We start from the raw sequence: 13,729 nt of genomic DNA on the forward strand, positions 1-13,729 counted from the left end.
GTTTCGGGGGCACTACTACTTCAGACGGCACAAGGAACGATGTTAGGCGAGTGCGGGCCCGCACATCCTGAGAGAACTACTCAGGATGCAACTTCCTGTTCGGATTGTGGTGTTTCAAGTGTTCGGGCGATGGTGTCGAGTGAAATACCCAACACTTCCGCGACCGCGCTGATGGTGAAGAAGGCGGGTGTCGCGATGCGGCCGGTTTCGATCTTGCGCAGAGTTTCGACCGAGATGCCGGCGTCGAGCGCTACCTGAACCATGCTTCGGTCGCCCCGCGCCGATCGCAGGAGTTCACCCAGTCGTAGTCCTCGTTCGAGTTCTTCCGCCGTCAGCGGCACGCGCACCATGTGCTTATAGTAATACCGGTATAGTTATTCGACAAGGAAGGTGTTCGAAATGGTCGAAATCAAGACCGCAGGGGAAATCGACGCGATGGCGGCGGCTGGGAGAATCACGGCGCAGGCTCTGGCTGCGGCGCGTGAGGCGGCAAGCGTCGGGGTGACGTTGCTCGAATTGGACGCCGTTGCCGCGGAGGTTATTTCGGCGGCCGGCGCCTCGGCGCTGTTCTTGAACTACCGGCCGGCAACGGCATCGACGCCGTTCCCAGGCGCCATCTGTGCGAGTGTGAACGATGCTGTGGTGCACGGTATCCCGAATGAGTACCGGCTTCGCGACGGTGACCTGGTCAGCATCGACTGCGGCGCGAGACTCGACGGCTGGTGCGGCGACTCCGCCATCAGCTTCACTGTCGGGCGGGGGAGTAGTGAGGATCAGGCACTGATCGACGCGACCGATGAGGCACTTGCCCGTGGCATTGCCGCTGCCCAGCCCGGAAACCGATTGGGCGACATCGGTGCCGCGATCGGACAGTACGCGCGTGGCCGCGGGTACGGCATGCTGGCCGATCACGGTGGGCACGGCATCGGCCGCGAGATGCACGAAGGCCCGGACGTGCCCAACGAAGGTCGAGCAGGCAAAGGCTTCCGGCTGCGTCCCGGCCTGGTCATCGCCATCGAACCGATGCTCATCGCCGACGGAACCGACGACTACCGGCACGACGCCGACGGGTGGACCCTTCGCACCGTTTCGGGCGCCCGGGCTGCGCACAGTGAGCACACGGTCGCGATCACCGAAGACGGTCCGGTGATCATGACCCGCTGATCAACCCGCTCAGCTCTGGTTGGAGGTCTTGCCGCTCACGAGGTCTCGTACGTCCCACACCCACACGTCGTCGACGCGCTTGGCGTCGAAGCCGACCAGCTCGTCGACCGTGTGGCGCAGGGCGTCGTCGCCGGAGAATCGGGGAAGCACCAGTACGTCGGCGTGCCAGTACCGCAGGTCGGTCAGTGCGTTCGCTCTGGTGCCCACGTCGATCAACGGGACCTTGCCGGTTTGTTTGGCATTGACCAGCAGGGTCGAGGTGGGCCGGGACTCGGCGCCGTAGATTCCGGCGCGGGTCTTCGAATCCGGGCCGACGAAGTACCCGCCGGCGATGGGGAAGCCGAAGTCGGCGTCGACCTGCCAGCTCAGTGCGCGGGCGTCTTCGGCGCTCGCGACGGGAACCGTCACCAGGGTGCCGTCGCTGACGTAGTTCTCCCACGAGCCGCTGGTGATGAATTCGGGCGTCGCAGATCGCTGATCGGCGTCAATGGGGGTCGGGATCAGGGGAATCATCGCGACGGCGAGAGCCACCAGCCAGACACCGGCTGCCGTGCGGCGCGGTCCACGAAGTTCGACAAAAGCGCGGTAGGTGCCGAGGGTGAGCAGCAGCCCGATCGCCGGAATCGCGCCCATCGCGAATCGGGATTCGAGCACCGATTCGAACAACGGCAGGTCGGCGAGGAGTTTCCACGGCAGAGTGATGCCGGTCTTGTCACCGTCGATGGTCAGTTCGGAACCGAGTGAGAGCACACCCATGACCACGATCACGGCGGCAGCCGCGCGGGTCAGGCGGATGCGCCACAGCCACACCGTTGCACCGAGAAGCAGGAGCACCAGCGGCCATCCGAAGTACGCGTTCTCCTCGGTCGGGTTCATTCGGAACTCCGCGCCCTCGGGGTCGCCCGCAACCGATTCGGTCGGGAACGTGGTGAGTGCAGCGGTGTCGTTGCCTGCCTGACCGTGTGAGACGCCGTCGTAGCTCGCTGGGCCGAAGAACTGCGACCACAGCGGCACCGCGGTGATCAGGAGTGTGACCGCGCCGCCGATCACGAGGCCGGGCATCGCGCGCTTGATCGCCTGGCGCGACTTGGCCAGGCCGGGCAGTGCATAGGCGGCGCCGAACACCATGGCTGACATCGTGAAGATGAGGAGCGGTTCTTCGCCGAGGAAGATCTGCCAGGCGACGAGTAGGCCGAGGACGACACCGTCGCGAACCGGACGCTTGCCGTTCGAAATGCGCACTACCTGCAAGAATATGAACGGAAGTACGAAGAACGCGACGAAGTTCGGGTGGCCGTTGGCATGCGAGATCATGGCGGGCGCAAATCCGCAGAACCCCGCTCCGACGGCGGCGGCGACCTTGGAGCGGACGGAGACGCCGGTCAGCACGTGCCGCGAGAATGCCCAGTACCAGGCGATAGCGGTGCCGCCGAGGCCGGCAGTCAGTCCGATCGCATACGTGGCTGTCGGTCCGAAGATCAATGTGATCGGGGCCAGCGGGATGCTGATCCCGAACATGGCGGTATTGGCCATCAGGTTCACGCCGAGCGGGTAATTCTGCAGGTCACTGAACAGTGGGCTGCGGAACTGGGCGAGGGCGTGAGCGGTATCGGCGAAGAACCATTCCCACATGGCCTGGTCGCGGCCCGCGTTGAACAGATAGCCGGACTGCAGATCGCTCCACAGGTTGGACATCACGTAGATCGCCGCGACGGTGAACGTCGCCATGATCGCGAGGTCGACCAGACGACCGCGCTGGACGACCGAGCGCCGCACTGCTGAACGGACTCGCCCTGGACGTGCTTCTTCGAGCAGTTGGACGTCGGGCAAGGTCTCGGTCATGCAGTCGGTGCCTTTCGGTTCTGGCGCCCATCCCTGAAGTGGCAGTTCTCAGAAGTTCGGGGTGGCCTACTTAGGTCTCGATTCGATAACTTCCTCTGTCAGAGTAACGAACAAAACGGTTCGCGTCCGCGAGCGGGCGCACTCAGCGGGACAAACCGGTCCGCCCGACTTGTCCGAAAAGTAATGTTTTCGTGCACCGTTTGACGGGTTCGTGACCGGGGTATCGCAACAAGGATCTTGCTCGCGTTTGTTCAGGCAGCCCCGACGAATCCCATCCTCGACGAAGAGTTGGAACCTACGTCCGGGGCCTATACCGGATGGGATGGTGCTTGTGCATGTCGAAGACAGCAGTTCGTAGTAGCGCAGTAGGAGCAGTGGCCTTGTTGGCCGTTGTCCTGGGGGGTGGGACGGCGTCGGCAGGCGTCGACAACACCAGTTCGATCACCGACGTCAAAGGAAATCGGATAGAAGTCTTCCAGGCTGATACCGCTATCCACGTCTTTCCACCTCTCGACAGCTCACCGCTGAGTGTCGAGTTCTTCCACGACGGGGTTGCCGGCGTGAAGATCGACGGCCCGGATGCAGCAAGTTTCACCGGAACGAAGCTGACGATCGGCTATCAGATCGGTTACCCGATCGCGCTGACCGGCGCGACGGTCGTTCTCAACAGTCCTGGTCTCGACTGGGCAGTCGAGAGCGGAACGAACCTCGGGATCGGTCTGGTTCCGGATTTCGAACTGGGCCTGGATATTTCCAATGGGTTCGTCATCGGCGGCGACATCATTCCGTCGCAGGAACTGGACGTCGACCTGGCGCCGGGCGGTATCACCGACGTCGCGCTGCTCGAAGATCAGGAGTTCGACGGTCCCGAAGCCGCTGTCCGTCTGTCCGGAGTTCACGGTTACGTACAGGGAGCAATCGGGCCGGTGACCATCAGGCCGTACGCGAAGGCTGTCACGTCGAATGGCGATACCGTCGTCACTTACGGTGTACCGCAGAGGCTTTAGCGAAAGCGGATGCTCCCGCCGTCACGCTGCAACAGCGTGATGGTGGGAGTTTTCCGCGTTCCTTGTGGTCGAATCGGCGCCACGAATCGGCGAAGCGTCCGCCCAGTGGGCACTACGGGAAACACTGACGAGTTTCGCGACCAACCGTGCCGCGATCCACACGAGGTACACGGCGGTGATCAGAAGCAGAAGTGCCCAGTCGTGCGCGAAGAATCCGACTATCCCGCCGATCGTGAACGCGAGGGCGACGAAGACGACCCGTCCGCCCACGTCGGTCTCGACCAGATACTCGGGTTCGATCGGGTCGTCGGGTTCACTCGATTCATCGACGTCCTCGGATGACTCGGCCCTGGACTTCTCGTGGTGTTCGGTGGGGATCTCGAGTAGCTCGCCCCATTCGAGCACCGCAACGGTGTGCGCGGTGTCGGTCGGGATCGCGCGGTAGTCGCGGGACTCGGACACGTCGATGAGAGCCCTTGCCAGAGTGAGTACTTCGATGCGATTGCGAATCGCGACGCTCAACACTTCATGGAAAGCCTGCTCGCGCCCGAACGGTTTGCCGCGCGCAATGACCAGAACATGCTCTGCGGAATCGAGAACTGCACGATGCGGTACAAGCTCGCGGCTTTGCGCAACGAGTTCGCTCACTGTCATCACCTACCCCGCCGGTGGTTGATGCGGCCGTTTGCTCGACTGCGCTTGGAGGGGCTGAGTACCCCGGCAGTTTCGGAAACAAACTCGCCGGACAGCGTGTCAGATTTGCGCAGCCGGGGCCGAGAGTGCTCCGAGGCAACTTTCGATCAGGTCGGCAACGATCACGTGAGCACGTTCGCGGCTGTCGACGCGGCCTTCCCACGTGGCAAAAGTGACGACGGTGAGCACGGTCAGAGTTCCCGCCCGAAGTTCGGCGATCTCTGCCGGTAACGAGGACACAGCGACTATCCGCCGCTGAACTTCGCGGAAACTCTCGGCCTGCATGTGGTCACGGATAGTCGACGACATCGCCGGGTCGAAGATCGACTGCACCAGGAACCGCGCGTACAACGTGCCCTCGCGGTAGATGGTCTGTTCCGCCAACGGCAGGACGAGAGCCTCGACGAGGGCACGCATCGTCGGTGGATTCGCGTCGAGATCGATCGTGTCGAGCAACTCACGACGACGCTCACCGGCAGGTCGCATTCTGGACTCGACGACGGCCGCCAGCAAACCTTCACGTGACCCGAAGTGATACTGCGCAGCCGATTTGTTGGCCTGCCCGGCTTCGGTCTGAACATCACGAAGAGTCAGAGCGGCCAGACCTCGCTCGGCAACCAGACGCTCGGCTGCATCGATCATCGCCGCTCGGGCATCGGTTCGGGGCACGGTATGAAGTTAGGGGTGCGTCGGGGTCGCGTCAACGACCCCGACGGTAAGCCTTTTGTGACGTATCTCCTGGTTAGATTGCGTCAGAGCGGGTAACGACCACAAACGGCCCCTGCTCGGTCACGGTGAAACGAGGATCGTCGAACAGTTCCTTGGGGAACGTGACCGTGTAGCGGCGGACGTTCGGGTCGTTGGGGTAGACGTCCTCTGCCAACCGCAGCGTGTACCCGTCGGCGCCCTGGCGGAAGACGAAGGCGTCGGGGCTGCGCCACGGCGCCGAGTCCAGCGCAGCTACCAGTTCGTCAGGCGTCTTCAGTTCCGACCACTGCTCGATCAGCGCGGCGCGCGCACGGAAATCGGCGAGCGGGTTCGCGTAGTGCGACGTCAGTCCTTGAAAGCCGAAGTACGGGTAGAAGCTGAGGAAGCCGATGTCGGCAGTGAGGACCACCGTGTCATGGGGTTCGCGTCCCAACTGCTCGCGAATGATCCGGTCGATGTCGGCGTAATTGGCTTCGGCACCCGGGGGTCGCTTGTCCCCGCGCTCGCCGTTGCCGTCGGTATCGCTGTATGCCACAGCGATATCCGGCGCCAGCACCTGCGGGATGTTCTGCGCGAAGGCGATGGCTCCGATGACACCGAGTGCAACCAGTACCGCTTTGACGCGAGGATTTTCGCTGGTGGCCAGCACGATCCAACCGGCGAACTCGAAGAAACCGAACACACCGGCGGCGGCAAGGAGTCCGATCAGGACCGGCTCCAGTCGGAAACCGAGGAGCGTACTGCCGGCGACGGTGAACGTCATGGACAGCAATGCCCACAGATACACGGCAATGACACCGATGCCGAGTGCCCGGGCGCGGCGGGAGAAGAGGAAACGAGAAATCAGCCAGATCGTGCCGAGTAGGCACAGCCCACCGACGAGGGTGAAGCTCAGCATCGGGAAGGGCAGTACCGCACCGGAATCGGGAAGATAGTGGAATGCCGTGCCGGATTCGGAAGTTGCCCCTGAAAGTGCTTTCAACAGGTACGGAGTCCAGACCGTGAGGGCCACTACCCCTGCGATCGCGGCGATCACTACCAGTCGGATCAGCGGATTCAGCGCTGCCTTCCACGTGTTTTTGGCCTTCGCTGCCATTACTGCTGCGACGACGGCCATCAAAGTGACTGAGAAGGCGGCAAAGGCGAGGTACAACGTGTAGACCGTTGCGGCGAAACCGAGGAACAGGCCCGTCCCGAGTATTGCGCCGGCTCCGGCAAATCGAGATGCCCCCGGCCGGTCCAATGCGCCCCACGCGAGGATCAGCACCGGCGGGATCAGGAGGTTGATGACGGCGCCGTACGCCTCGGGGGAGTTGTACGCCAACACGACGGCAGTGACGGCCAAGGCCGCGACGACGGCCCAATCGCGTCGAATCATCTTGGTCCACAACACGAGTGCAACGACGGCGACGACAGCCAACGAGCCGATCGCATAAGGCTTGAAGGCTTCCCAGCCGTCCATTCCCAGCAGGTTCGCGACGCGTCCACCGATCCAGAACCAGCCGGCCGGGTAGAACGGCGGCAGATCCACGTACGTCATGTCCTGCAGCGCAGCAGAATCCGTCAGCCGGGTCAGGTACTCGGTTCGGAACTGCTGATCGACCGAGACCCCGTGCAGATACAGACTCGTCGCGGCCAGGGGAAGTCCGAGCGTCGTGGTGACGAAGCCGGAGAGCCCGGCCCACGAGAGGAGTTTTGCGACCCGCTCGGCCTTGCGGGCGCGGAACATCAGAACCGCAACACCGACCACTGCGATGCAGAGCACCTGCAGCACCGTCGTGACTGCCTGCGTGACATTGGAAGAGGTGAACGCCGGCCACTGCACTCGGCCGAAAGCAAAGAGCCCGACAGCGGCTACAACAGCGGCGACCAGCGCTCCGAGGGCCATTTCCACCACCGTCGCCGCGGCATTACGCCACGGCGACGGGGTCGAAAGGTCTGTACTCGGAGCAGTTGTTGTTTCTGGCACGGGAGGAGCTTAAACCGGCAACTTCCGGAAGATCGGGCGCGGCACGTGGCGAAGACCCATCATGACGAAGCGCCACGGGCCGGGAGTCCAGACGATTTCCTTGCCCTTGTCCGAGGCGGCAACAGCGAGCTTCGCGACGATGTCCTTGTTGACCGTCAGCGGAGCTTCCTTGACGTGGGCACTGAACTGCGTGCGCACCATGCCGGGGCGAACGACGGTGACCTGCGGTCCGAATTCCGCGAGAGCCTCGCCGAGTCCGAGGTAGAAACCGTCGAGGCCCGCCTTGGTGGATCCGTAGACGAAGTTGGCACGCTTGACGCGCTCGCCGGCAACCGACGACATCGCGATGATCTTGCCGAAGCCCTGAGCCTTCATCTTCTCGCCGAGAAGAACACCGACCGAGACGGAAGCGGTGTAGTTGACGTTTGCCACCAGAACGGCCTTGCGCTGGTTCTGCCACAGCTCTTCGGAGTCACCGTCCAGTGCGAAGGCGACGATGGCGACGTCGACGTCACCGTTCGAGAACGCCTGGTCGATCACCTTCGGGTGCGATTCGAAATCAACGGCGTCGAAGTCGATGAGCTCCACCGAGGTGGCACCCTTCGCTTCGAGCTGCTTGACCGCAGCTTCGCGTCCCGGATCGCCAGGGAGTGCCGCCAGAACGACGCGGAGCGGCGCCTTCTTCAGGTATTCCTCACAGATGGCGAGGCCGATCTCGGAGGTTCCACCGAGAAGCAAAACGGTTTGCGGGTTACCTACAGCGTTGATCACAGTTCCAGCCTTCTGGACATATCGGAGGCGAAAACGCCTGTGGGGTCGTACTTGCGGCGCGTCGCGATCCACTCGTCGATGCGCGGGTACATGGCGTGGAAGGTTTCCGCGGACGTCCGCGAGTCCTTGGCCGTGTACAGGCGTCCGCCGAATTCGAGGACACGCTTGTCGAGTTCGGTGACGAACTCGTTCAGGCCCGGCTTGATGCGGAAGTCGACGCAGATGTTCCAGCCCGGGATCGGGAAGCTCAGCGGCGCCTGATTGCCTTCGCCGAAGAGCTTGAACACGTTGAGGAACGAGTAGTGCCCGCTGCGCTGGATGTCGACGATGATCTTCTTGAACTCGTCGACGGCCTCCGGCGGAACCACGAACTGGTACTGCAGGAATCCGTTGGATCCGTACGCGCGGTTCCACTCACCGAACATGTCGAGCGGGTGGTAGAACTGCGTCAGATTCTGGACCTTGCCGCGATACTTGCCGGACTTGCGGAACCAGACCTCACCGATCGCGGTGAAGTTGAACTTGTTGGCCAGCCCGTTCGGGAAGACGTCGGGGAACGTCAGCAACTGCGGTGCGTCGAAGGCGAGCGGGTTCTTCTGCAGCTTGGCCGGAAGCTGGTCGAGCTTCGCCAATGACCCGCGCGAGACTGCCGCCCGGCCGAGCTTCGGGGGCGCGGAAATCGCGTCGAACCACGCGCTCGAATACTCGTAGTTGGCCTCACTGCCGTCGCTGTGCAGCGCGATGGTCTCGTCGAGGCTGTTGGTGACGTCGCCGTCGGCGATGAAGTACGCCGTCTCCGTCGGTGTCATCTTGATGGTTGCCCGCAAGATGATGCCCGTCAGGCCCATGCCGCCGATCGTGGCCCAGAACAGTGCGGCCTTCGGGTCGTTGCGCCCGCCCTTGGGGGTGAGCGTGCGAACCTTGCCGTCGGCCGTCAGCAGATCCAACGACACGACGTGGTTGCCGAAGCTGCCCGCGCTGTGGTGGTTCTTGCCGTGGATATCCGAGCCGATGGCGCCGCCGATCGTGACCTGACGAGTACCCGGCAGGACCGGAACCCACAGGCCGAACGGCAGAGCAGCCTTCATCAGCTGATCCAGATTCACGCCGGCGTCGACGTCCACCAGAGCGGTGTCGCGATCGATGCGGTGAATGCGGCTGAGTGCATTCATGTCGATGACCAGGCCGCCGGCGTTCTGCGCTGGGTCACCGTACGAGCGGCCGAGGCCGCGCGCGATGACGCCGCGTCGCAGATGCGAGGGCTTGGAATCGTTCTGTTCCGCAACCTGGGCGACCGCGTTGGCGATCACTTCCACGTCGGGGGTGGACAGCACCTGTGCAGTGGTGGCGGCGGTGCGTCCCCAACCGGTGAGGGTGCGGGCTTGGGTGTGGAGAGCCGGCTGCGGCGTCTCTTCTGCTGTCGTGGACATCAAGGTAGAGGTTACCTGGGAGTAGTGCCGACGGCTCCGACTCGAGTGGTTACTCTCGTCGTCGTGCCCGAAACACCTGCAAGTCACCAGCACGAACCCCACGTCCCGCTGCCCGTCGAGATTCCTGTCACGACGGACATCGCCGACGACGCGATGGACCTGAAAACGCAGATCGTCCGGTTCGTCGCGACGGGTGGGCTGTCGGCTGTCGTGGACTACGGGCTGTACGTGCTGCTCTTTGCGTTGGGGTTGCCGCGCGTCGCCGCAAAATCGCTGAGCTTCGTTGCGGGCACCACGACGGCGTACCTCATCAATCGTCGGTGGACGTTCAAGGCCGAGCCTTCTCGCGCCCGCTTCATCGCTGTAGTCGCGCTGTACGCGGTCACTTTTGCGGTTCAGGTCGGACTCAACGAACTGATGGTCCATGTCTTCGACGAGCATTGGTGGCGGACACCGCTGGCCTTCGTCATCGCGCAGGGCACCGCGACGGTCATCAACTTCATCGTTCAGCGGGCAGTGATCTTCAAGATCAAGTAACGGTTCGGGGTGGATTAGCGCATTCGTCCGGTTTCTCGAGAGAGAATCGAGCCCATGATCATCGTTCTCGATTCTTCGGCCCTGACCAGGGGCGCACGGTTCGACACTGCCATCGCCGACGCTCGCGCACTCGGACACCGCGTCGTCGTGCCGCGATTGGTCGTCCTCGAGGTTGCGAGTCGCTACCGCGAGGAATCGGCGGAGATGATCGCGGCCCTGAGCGTCCAGGCGCGCATGTACGACCGACTGGGGTTGCGGCGCGACCTTACGAGGTTCGTCGACGCGGCTCACGACAAGGCCGACGGCTACGTCGACGACGTGATCGAAGGCCTCGTGGCGATCGGCGTCGAAGTGGTCGATCCAGTCGACGTTTCGCATCTCGAGGTGGCCGAGAGGGCGATCTCGCTGCGTCGGCCCTATACCGACAAGAAGAAGCGAGACGGATATCCGGCGACGCTGAACTGGCTGACCGTGCTCGATCTCGCCGACCGCAACCCGGGCGTCGACGTCATCTGGGTGAGCTCCGACGCACGGGCATACGGCGACGGCGAAGACGGGGTCTGGCACGGCGATCTCGCGCGTGAGCTGGCGTCGCGCGGTCTGGAGTATCGGGTCCGCTGGGCGTCGGACATCCCGGTGATCGACGGACCGGTGCAGGTGGAGCAAGTGGCGGAGGTCGAGGAAGCCGCTGAGGTCGCGCCCGAGGCCCCGGTTGCTCAGGGCTTCGTGGAGCCGGAAGCGGTGGTTCCAGCCGAGGTTCCCGAACCCGCGGCACCTGCAGCAGCCCCCGCCCCCAAGCCTGTTCAGCGCGCAGCGCGGACGAGAGTTGCGCCGCAGCGCATCGAACCCGCCCCGAAAGCTCAGTCCGGTGGACTGCGCGGTCTGGGCAAGGTCATCGGCGGGCGGAAACGAAAGGTCACGATCGTCGACGATCTCGACGAAGTCGACCTCTTCGGTGCCTGATCGCTTCTAATCTGGACAGATGTCTCTGTTGCCGACAGTCAGTCGAAGGACCGGAACTCGATACGGCAGGCCGAGTATCGAATCGCAGGTCCTCTACAACGCGTGTCGATGGATGCTTCGGCCCGTGGTCGGGATCGCGCCGCTGACGCCTGGCGCCATGCGCCGCGCCGCAGTGCTGGACTCGGCCGCGGGTGTACGCATTCCGTCCGGGATCGATCGGGAAGCGATTCGCTTTCCAGGTTTCGACGGTGAACTCGTGCGGACGGCAGGCTCGACGGCTGATCTGCGCGACGGTGTTGTTCTCTACCTGCACGGCGGCGGGTTCATGTGCTGCGGGCTCAACACGCATCGGCCGGTCGTTGCAAGCATCGCCAAGCGAACCGGCCTTCCGGTCCTGCACATCGCATATCGACAGTTGCCGAGCACGAGCATCAGCGGGTCCGTCGACGACTGTCTCGATGCATACCGGTGGCTCCTCGAACAGGGAGCCTTGCCGGAAAAGGTTGTCTTCGTTGGCGATTCGGCCGGAGGCTTCCTGGTCTTCGCGACGGCACTTGCAGCTGTTTCCGCGGGGCTCGAGGTTCCGGCCGGTCTGGTCGGGCTCTCACCGCTCCTCGATCTCGATTGCACCACCAAATCGGTCCATGCCAACGCTCGACGCGACGTGATCGCCCCGGTGTCGGCATTGATGGCGATCGGAAAGCTTGGCGGACAGACGAACTCACCCGTCGACGGCGATCTGGCCGCTCTGCCGCCGTCGTTGCTGATCGCCGCCGAATCCGAGGTGCTCAGAGTCGATTCGGAGGTGATGGCGCAACGGCTCGCCGCCGCGGGGGTGCCGTGCTCGCTGCAGATCTGGAACGGCCAGGTTCACGCGTTTCCCGCCGTCTGGCCTGGCTTGCCGGAGAGCCGGGCTGCGCTACGTGACGTTGCCAGGTTCATTCGCGCCAGGCTGGATGCGGTCCCGCCCCAGGTCGCGGGCGAAAGTTGTTCGGGAAGTTGAACTTCCGGTCCGGTTAGGGATTCTCGTGTCCTGACGTTGTGGTAGGTGCCATCGCGCGGGCATAGATCGATTCGAGCTCGGTTACTGCTGAACGTCGATCGACGTTGTCGGGATCGAGGCGATGTTGGAGGTTGATCCCGAGAGTGCCGGCCAGAAGGGTGACGGCAACCAACTCCGGATTGGTGACCGGGGTGTCGATCGAACGCAGGTAGTCCGCGTACAGCGTTCGCATTGCGACGTACTGCTCTGCGTAGGTCTCGCGGATGGTGGACCCGGGAATCACGGCTTCGATCAAGATGGTCGAGAAAATTCGTGCCTCGGGGTATGACATCAGTACGAAGTTGGCTTCGATCAATGCTTCGATTCCAGTCGCCGAGGATGATGCCAACTCTGCGCGTAGCTTTTCCATGCCCCACCGGAATGCGTCCTCGACGACGGCTCGTAGAAGCCCGTCCTTCGATCCGAAGTGCCAGGCCACGGACCCTCTGCTGATACCGGATCTTTCTGCCACGGCTTGTACGGACATCGCGGTCGACCCGCCTTCGGCAGCCAGTTCGGCCGCGGCTTTCACCAGTCGCCGTCTGGTTTCCTCGGAAATCTCCTGCTTGCGTGTCGACGCCATTCGGTGTTCCTGCCTTCTTTCGTTCTCGAGTGCAGCCAATTCCGGCACGCGGTGACGTCGACGCGCCCGTCGGGGCCGAGACCTGCGCACCGCACTCATGCTACGAGGCCGGCCATCGGCCGGCCGTATTCCTCTCGCGACACCCTCTTGCCTATGTTGATCGTCCAGTTCTATGCTGAGCGTCCAATAACTTAACGGAATGGGCGGACATGGAATTCATCGATCTGACTAGAACTCTCGATCCGGCCGATCGGGAATTGCTCCCCGAGGGTTTGAAGGCACTGGCTTCCGTCGTTGCCCCCTCGGTGACCTACTCGCACCCCGCAGGTGCCGGACGCGACGAGTTCGCGGCAGCACTGCAGTGCGGAGTTCATGATCTTCCGGACGGTGAGGGGTGGGGATCGGAGATGTTGAGTGAGTTCAACAGCCATCTGGGCACACACGTCGACGCGCCGTTGCACTACGGATCAACCTCGGAGGGTAAGCCTTCTCGCACGATCACAGACATCGCGTTGGATGAATTGTTCTGCGAGACAGTGGTGCTCGACCTGCGCGGCCGGTGCGAGGCGAATCAGCCGATCTCGGTGGACGCGCTGAAAGCTGCCCTGGCGGAAAACGGTGCGTCCGTTCCCCAGGGTGGTGCCGTGTTGCTCCGTACCGGACAAGAGAGCTTCACCTTGGCTGATCCAGGGTTCTTTCAGTATCCAGGGATGAGTCGCGAAGGCACGCTGTTTCTCGCCGAGCAAGGCGCGAAGGTGCTGGGCACCGACGCTGCCGGCTGGGACTTGAGCTTTGCAGTCATGGCGCAGAAATTTCGTGACACCGGGGACAACTCGGTTCTCTGGGACGGGCACCGGGCCGGACGCGAACGTGAAGTATTCATCGTTCAGCAACTGGCGAACCTCGCCGCGCTTCCGCCCTCGGGATTTCACGTGGCGTTTTTCCCGATCAAGCTTGCGCGAGCCAGCGCTGCCCCGGCTCGTGTGGTCGCGTTCGTCTGAGCAAAATTCCTGCCTCACC

At 63.2% G+C, this 13,729-nt stretch carries 14 protein-coding genes; 6 read left to right on the forward strand and 8 right to left on the reverse strand.

Annotation, left to right across the window (positions count from 1 at the left end; genetic code table 11):
- Positions 1-80: 80 nt before the first annotated feature.
- The gene (locus P0M12_RS13275) at positions 81-350 is read right to left on the reverse strand and encodes a helix-turn-helix transcriptional regulator (RefSeq protein ID WP_003943854.1); all 270 of its coding nucleotides are present in this window, start codon (positions 348-350) and stop codon (positions 81-83) included.
- A gap of 49 nt (positions 351-399) precedes the next feature.
- Between P0M12_RS13275 and map the strand changes: the two genes are divergently transcribed.
- The gene (gene map / locus P0M12_RS13280) at positions 400-1,164 is read left to right on the forward strand and encodes a type I methionyl aminopeptidase (protein ID WP_030535815.1); all 765 of its coding nucleotides are present in this window, start codon (positions 400-402) and stop codon (positions 1,162-1,164) included.
- A 9-nt stretch (positions 1,165-1,173) separates the two neighbouring features.
- Here map and P0M12_RS13285 read toward each other — a convergent pair whose 3' ends face one another.
- The gene (locus P0M12_RS13285; RefSeq protein ID WP_042921226.1) at positions 1,174-3,006 is read right to left on the reverse strand and encodes a hypothetical protein; all 1,833 of its coding nucleotides are present in this window, start codon (positions 3,004-3,006) and stop codon (positions 1,174-1,176) included.
- 317 nt (positions 3,007-3,323) lie between these two features.
- On the opposite strand from P0M12_RS13285, the gene P0M12_RS13290 reads away from it, so the two are divergent.
- Positions 3,324-4,013 (forward strand): MspA family porin, encoded by a 690-nt coding sequence (locus P0M12_RS13290; RefSeq protein WP_037126068.1) that lies wholly within the window; start codon positions 3,324-3,326, stop codon positions 4,011-4,013.
- A 21-nt stretch (positions 4,014-4,034) separates the two neighbouring features.
- Here the strand turns inward: P0M12_RS13290 and P0M12_RS13295 are convergent, their stop codons facing one another.
- The 5 genes from P0M12_RS13295 to P0M12_RS13315 all read right to left on the reverse strand — a co-directional run bounded on the left by P0M12_RS13295 (position 4,035) and on the right by P0M12_RS13315 (position 9,584).
- Positions 4,035-4,667, reverse strand: a complete 633-nt coding sequence (locus P0M12_RS13295) for a hypothetical protein (protein WP_202022615.1) — start codon at positions 4,665-4,667, stop codon at positions 4,035-4,037.
- Positions 4,668-4,766: 99 nt separating this feature from the next.
- On the reverse strand, positions 4,767-5,375 hold the full coding sequence (locus P0M12_RS13300; RefSeq protein WP_228401673.1) for a TetR/AcrR family transcriptional regulator: 609 nt from the start codon (positions 5,373-5,375) through the stop codon (positions 4,767-4,769).
- 73 nt (positions 5,376-5,448) lie between these two features.
- The gene (locus P0M12_RS13305; RefSeq protein ID WP_125052506.1) at positions 5,449-7,302 is read right to left on the reverse strand and encodes a galactan 5-O-arabinofuranosyltransferase; all 1,854 of its coding nucleotides are present in this window, start codon (positions 7,300-7,302) and stop codon (positions 5,449-5,451) included.
- A 90-nt stretch (positions 7,303-7,392) separates the two neighbouring features.
- Positions 7,393-8,154 (reverse strand): decaprenylphospho-beta-D-erythro-pentofuranosid-2-ulose 2-reductase, encoded by a 762-nt coding sequence (locus tag P0M12_RS13310; protein ID WP_007731800.1) that lies wholly within the window; start codon positions 8,152-8,154, stop codon positions 7,393-7,395.
- The gene (locus tag P0M12_RS13315) at positions 8,151-9,584 is read right to left on the reverse strand and encodes an FAD-binding oxidoreductase (RefSeq protein WP_003943934.1); all 1,434 of its coding nucleotides are present in this window, start codon (positions 9,582-9,584) and stop codon (positions 8,151-8,153) included. Before P0M12_RS13315 ends, P0M12_RS13310 begins: the two co-directional genes overlap by 4 nt.
- A gap of 63 nt (positions 9,585-9,647) precedes the next feature.
- Here P0M12_RS13315 and P0M12_RS13320 point away from each other — a divergent pair, with 63 nt between their 5' ends.
- From P0M12_RS13320 to P0M12_RS13330, 3 genes are read left to right on the forward strand one after another with little or no spacing between them, the layout of a single operon-like run.
- Complete coding sequence (locus tag P0M12_RS13320; protein ID WP_269465953.1) at positions 9,648-10,121, forward strand: GtrA family protein; 474 nt, start codon at positions 9,648-9,650, stop codon at positions 10,119-10,121.
- Positions 10,122-10,175: 54 nt separating this feature from the next.
- Positions 10,176-11,084, forward strand: a complete 909-nt coding sequence (locus tag P0M12_RS13325) for a PIN domain-containing protein (protein WP_125050191.1) — start codon at positions 10,176-10,178, stop codon at positions 11,082-11,084.
- A 19-nt stretch (positions 11,085-11,103) separates the two neighbouring features.
- The gene (locus tag P0M12_RS13330) at positions 11,104-12,087 is read left to right on the forward strand and encodes an alpha/beta hydrolase (protein ID WP_030535811.1); all 984 of its coding nucleotides are present in this window, start codon (positions 11,104-11,106) and stop codon (positions 12,085-12,087) included.
- 13 nt (positions 12,088-12,100) lie between these two features.
- Here P0M12_RS13330 and P0M12_RS13335 read toward each other — a convergent pair whose 3' ends face one another.
- On the reverse strand, positions 12,101-12,709 hold the full coding sequence (locus P0M12_RS13335; RefSeq protein WP_158170230.1) for a TetR/AcrR family transcriptional regulator: 609 nt from the start codon (positions 12,707-12,709) through the stop codon (positions 12,101-12,103).
- A 209-nt stretch (positions 12,710-12,918) separates the two neighbouring features.
- Here P0M12_RS13335 and P0M12_RS13340 point away from each other — a divergent pair, with 209 nt between their 5' ends.
- Positions 12,919-13,710, forward strand: coding sequence for a cyclase family protein (locus P0M12_RS13340; RefSeq protein ID WP_065351774.1), 792 nt, complete (start codon positions 12,919-12,921; stop codon positions 13,708-13,710).
- Positions 13,711-13,729: the final 19 nt, after the last annotated feature.

It is taken from the genome of Rhodococcus sp. RCBS9, assembly GCF_029457415.1.
In the GTDB taxonomy this organism is placed as follows: domain Bacteria; phylum Actinomycetota; class Actinomycetes; order Mycobacteriales; family Mycobacteriaceae; genus Rhodococcus_F; species Rhodococcus_F qingshengii.

What these genes read in the sequence shown, in the direction of transcription:
- P0M12_RS13325 (WP_125050191.1), top strand. Translation starts at nt 10,176, where the DNA reads ATGATCATCGTTCTCGATTCTTCGGCCCTGACCAGGGGCGCACGGTTC.
- P0M12_RS13295 (WP_202022615.1), bottom strand. Translation starts at nt 4,667, where the DNA reads ATGACAGTGAGCGAACTCGTTGCGCAAAGCCGCGAGCTTGTACCGCAT.
- P0M12_RS13335 (WP_158170230.1), bottom strand. Translation starts at nt 12,709, where the DNA reads ATGGCGTCGACACGCAAGCAGGAGATTTCCGAGGAAACCAGACGGCGA.
- P0M12_RS13330 (WP_030535811.1), top strand. Translation starts at nt 11,104, where the DNA reads ATGTCTCTGTTGCCGACAGTCAGTCGAAGGACCGGAACTCGATACGGC.
- map (WP_030535815.1), top strand. Translation starts at nt 400, where the DNA reads ATGGTCGAAATCAAGACCGCAGGGGAAATCGACGCGATGGCGGCGGCT.
- P0M12_RS13315 (WP_003943934.1), bottom strand. Translation starts at nt 9,584, where the DNA reads ATGTCCACGACAGCAGAAGAGACGCCGCAGCCGGCTCTCCACACCCAA.
- P0M12_RS13285 (WP_042921226.1), bottom strand. Translation starts at nt 3,006, where the DNA reads ATGACCGAGACCTTGCCCGACGTCCAACTGCTCGAAGAAGCACGTCCA.
- P0M12_RS13305 (WP_125052506.1), bottom strand. Translation starts at nt 7,302, where the DNA reads ATGGCCCTCGGAGCGCTGGTCGCCGCTGTTGTAGCCGCTGTCGGGCTC.
- P0M12_RS13340 (WP_065351774.1), top strand. Translation starts at nt 12,919, where the DNA reads ATGGAATTCATCGATCTGACTAGAACTCTCGATCCGGCCGATCGGGAA.
- P0M12_RS13275 (WP_003943854.1), bottom strand. Translation starts at nt 350, where the DNA reads ATGGTGCGCGTGCCGCTGACGGCGGAAGAACTCGAACGAGGACTACGA.
- P0M12_RS13290 (WP_037126068.1), top strand. Translation starts at nt 3,324, where the DNA reads ATGGGATGGTGCTTGTGCATGTCGAAGACAGCAGTTCGTAGTAGCGCA.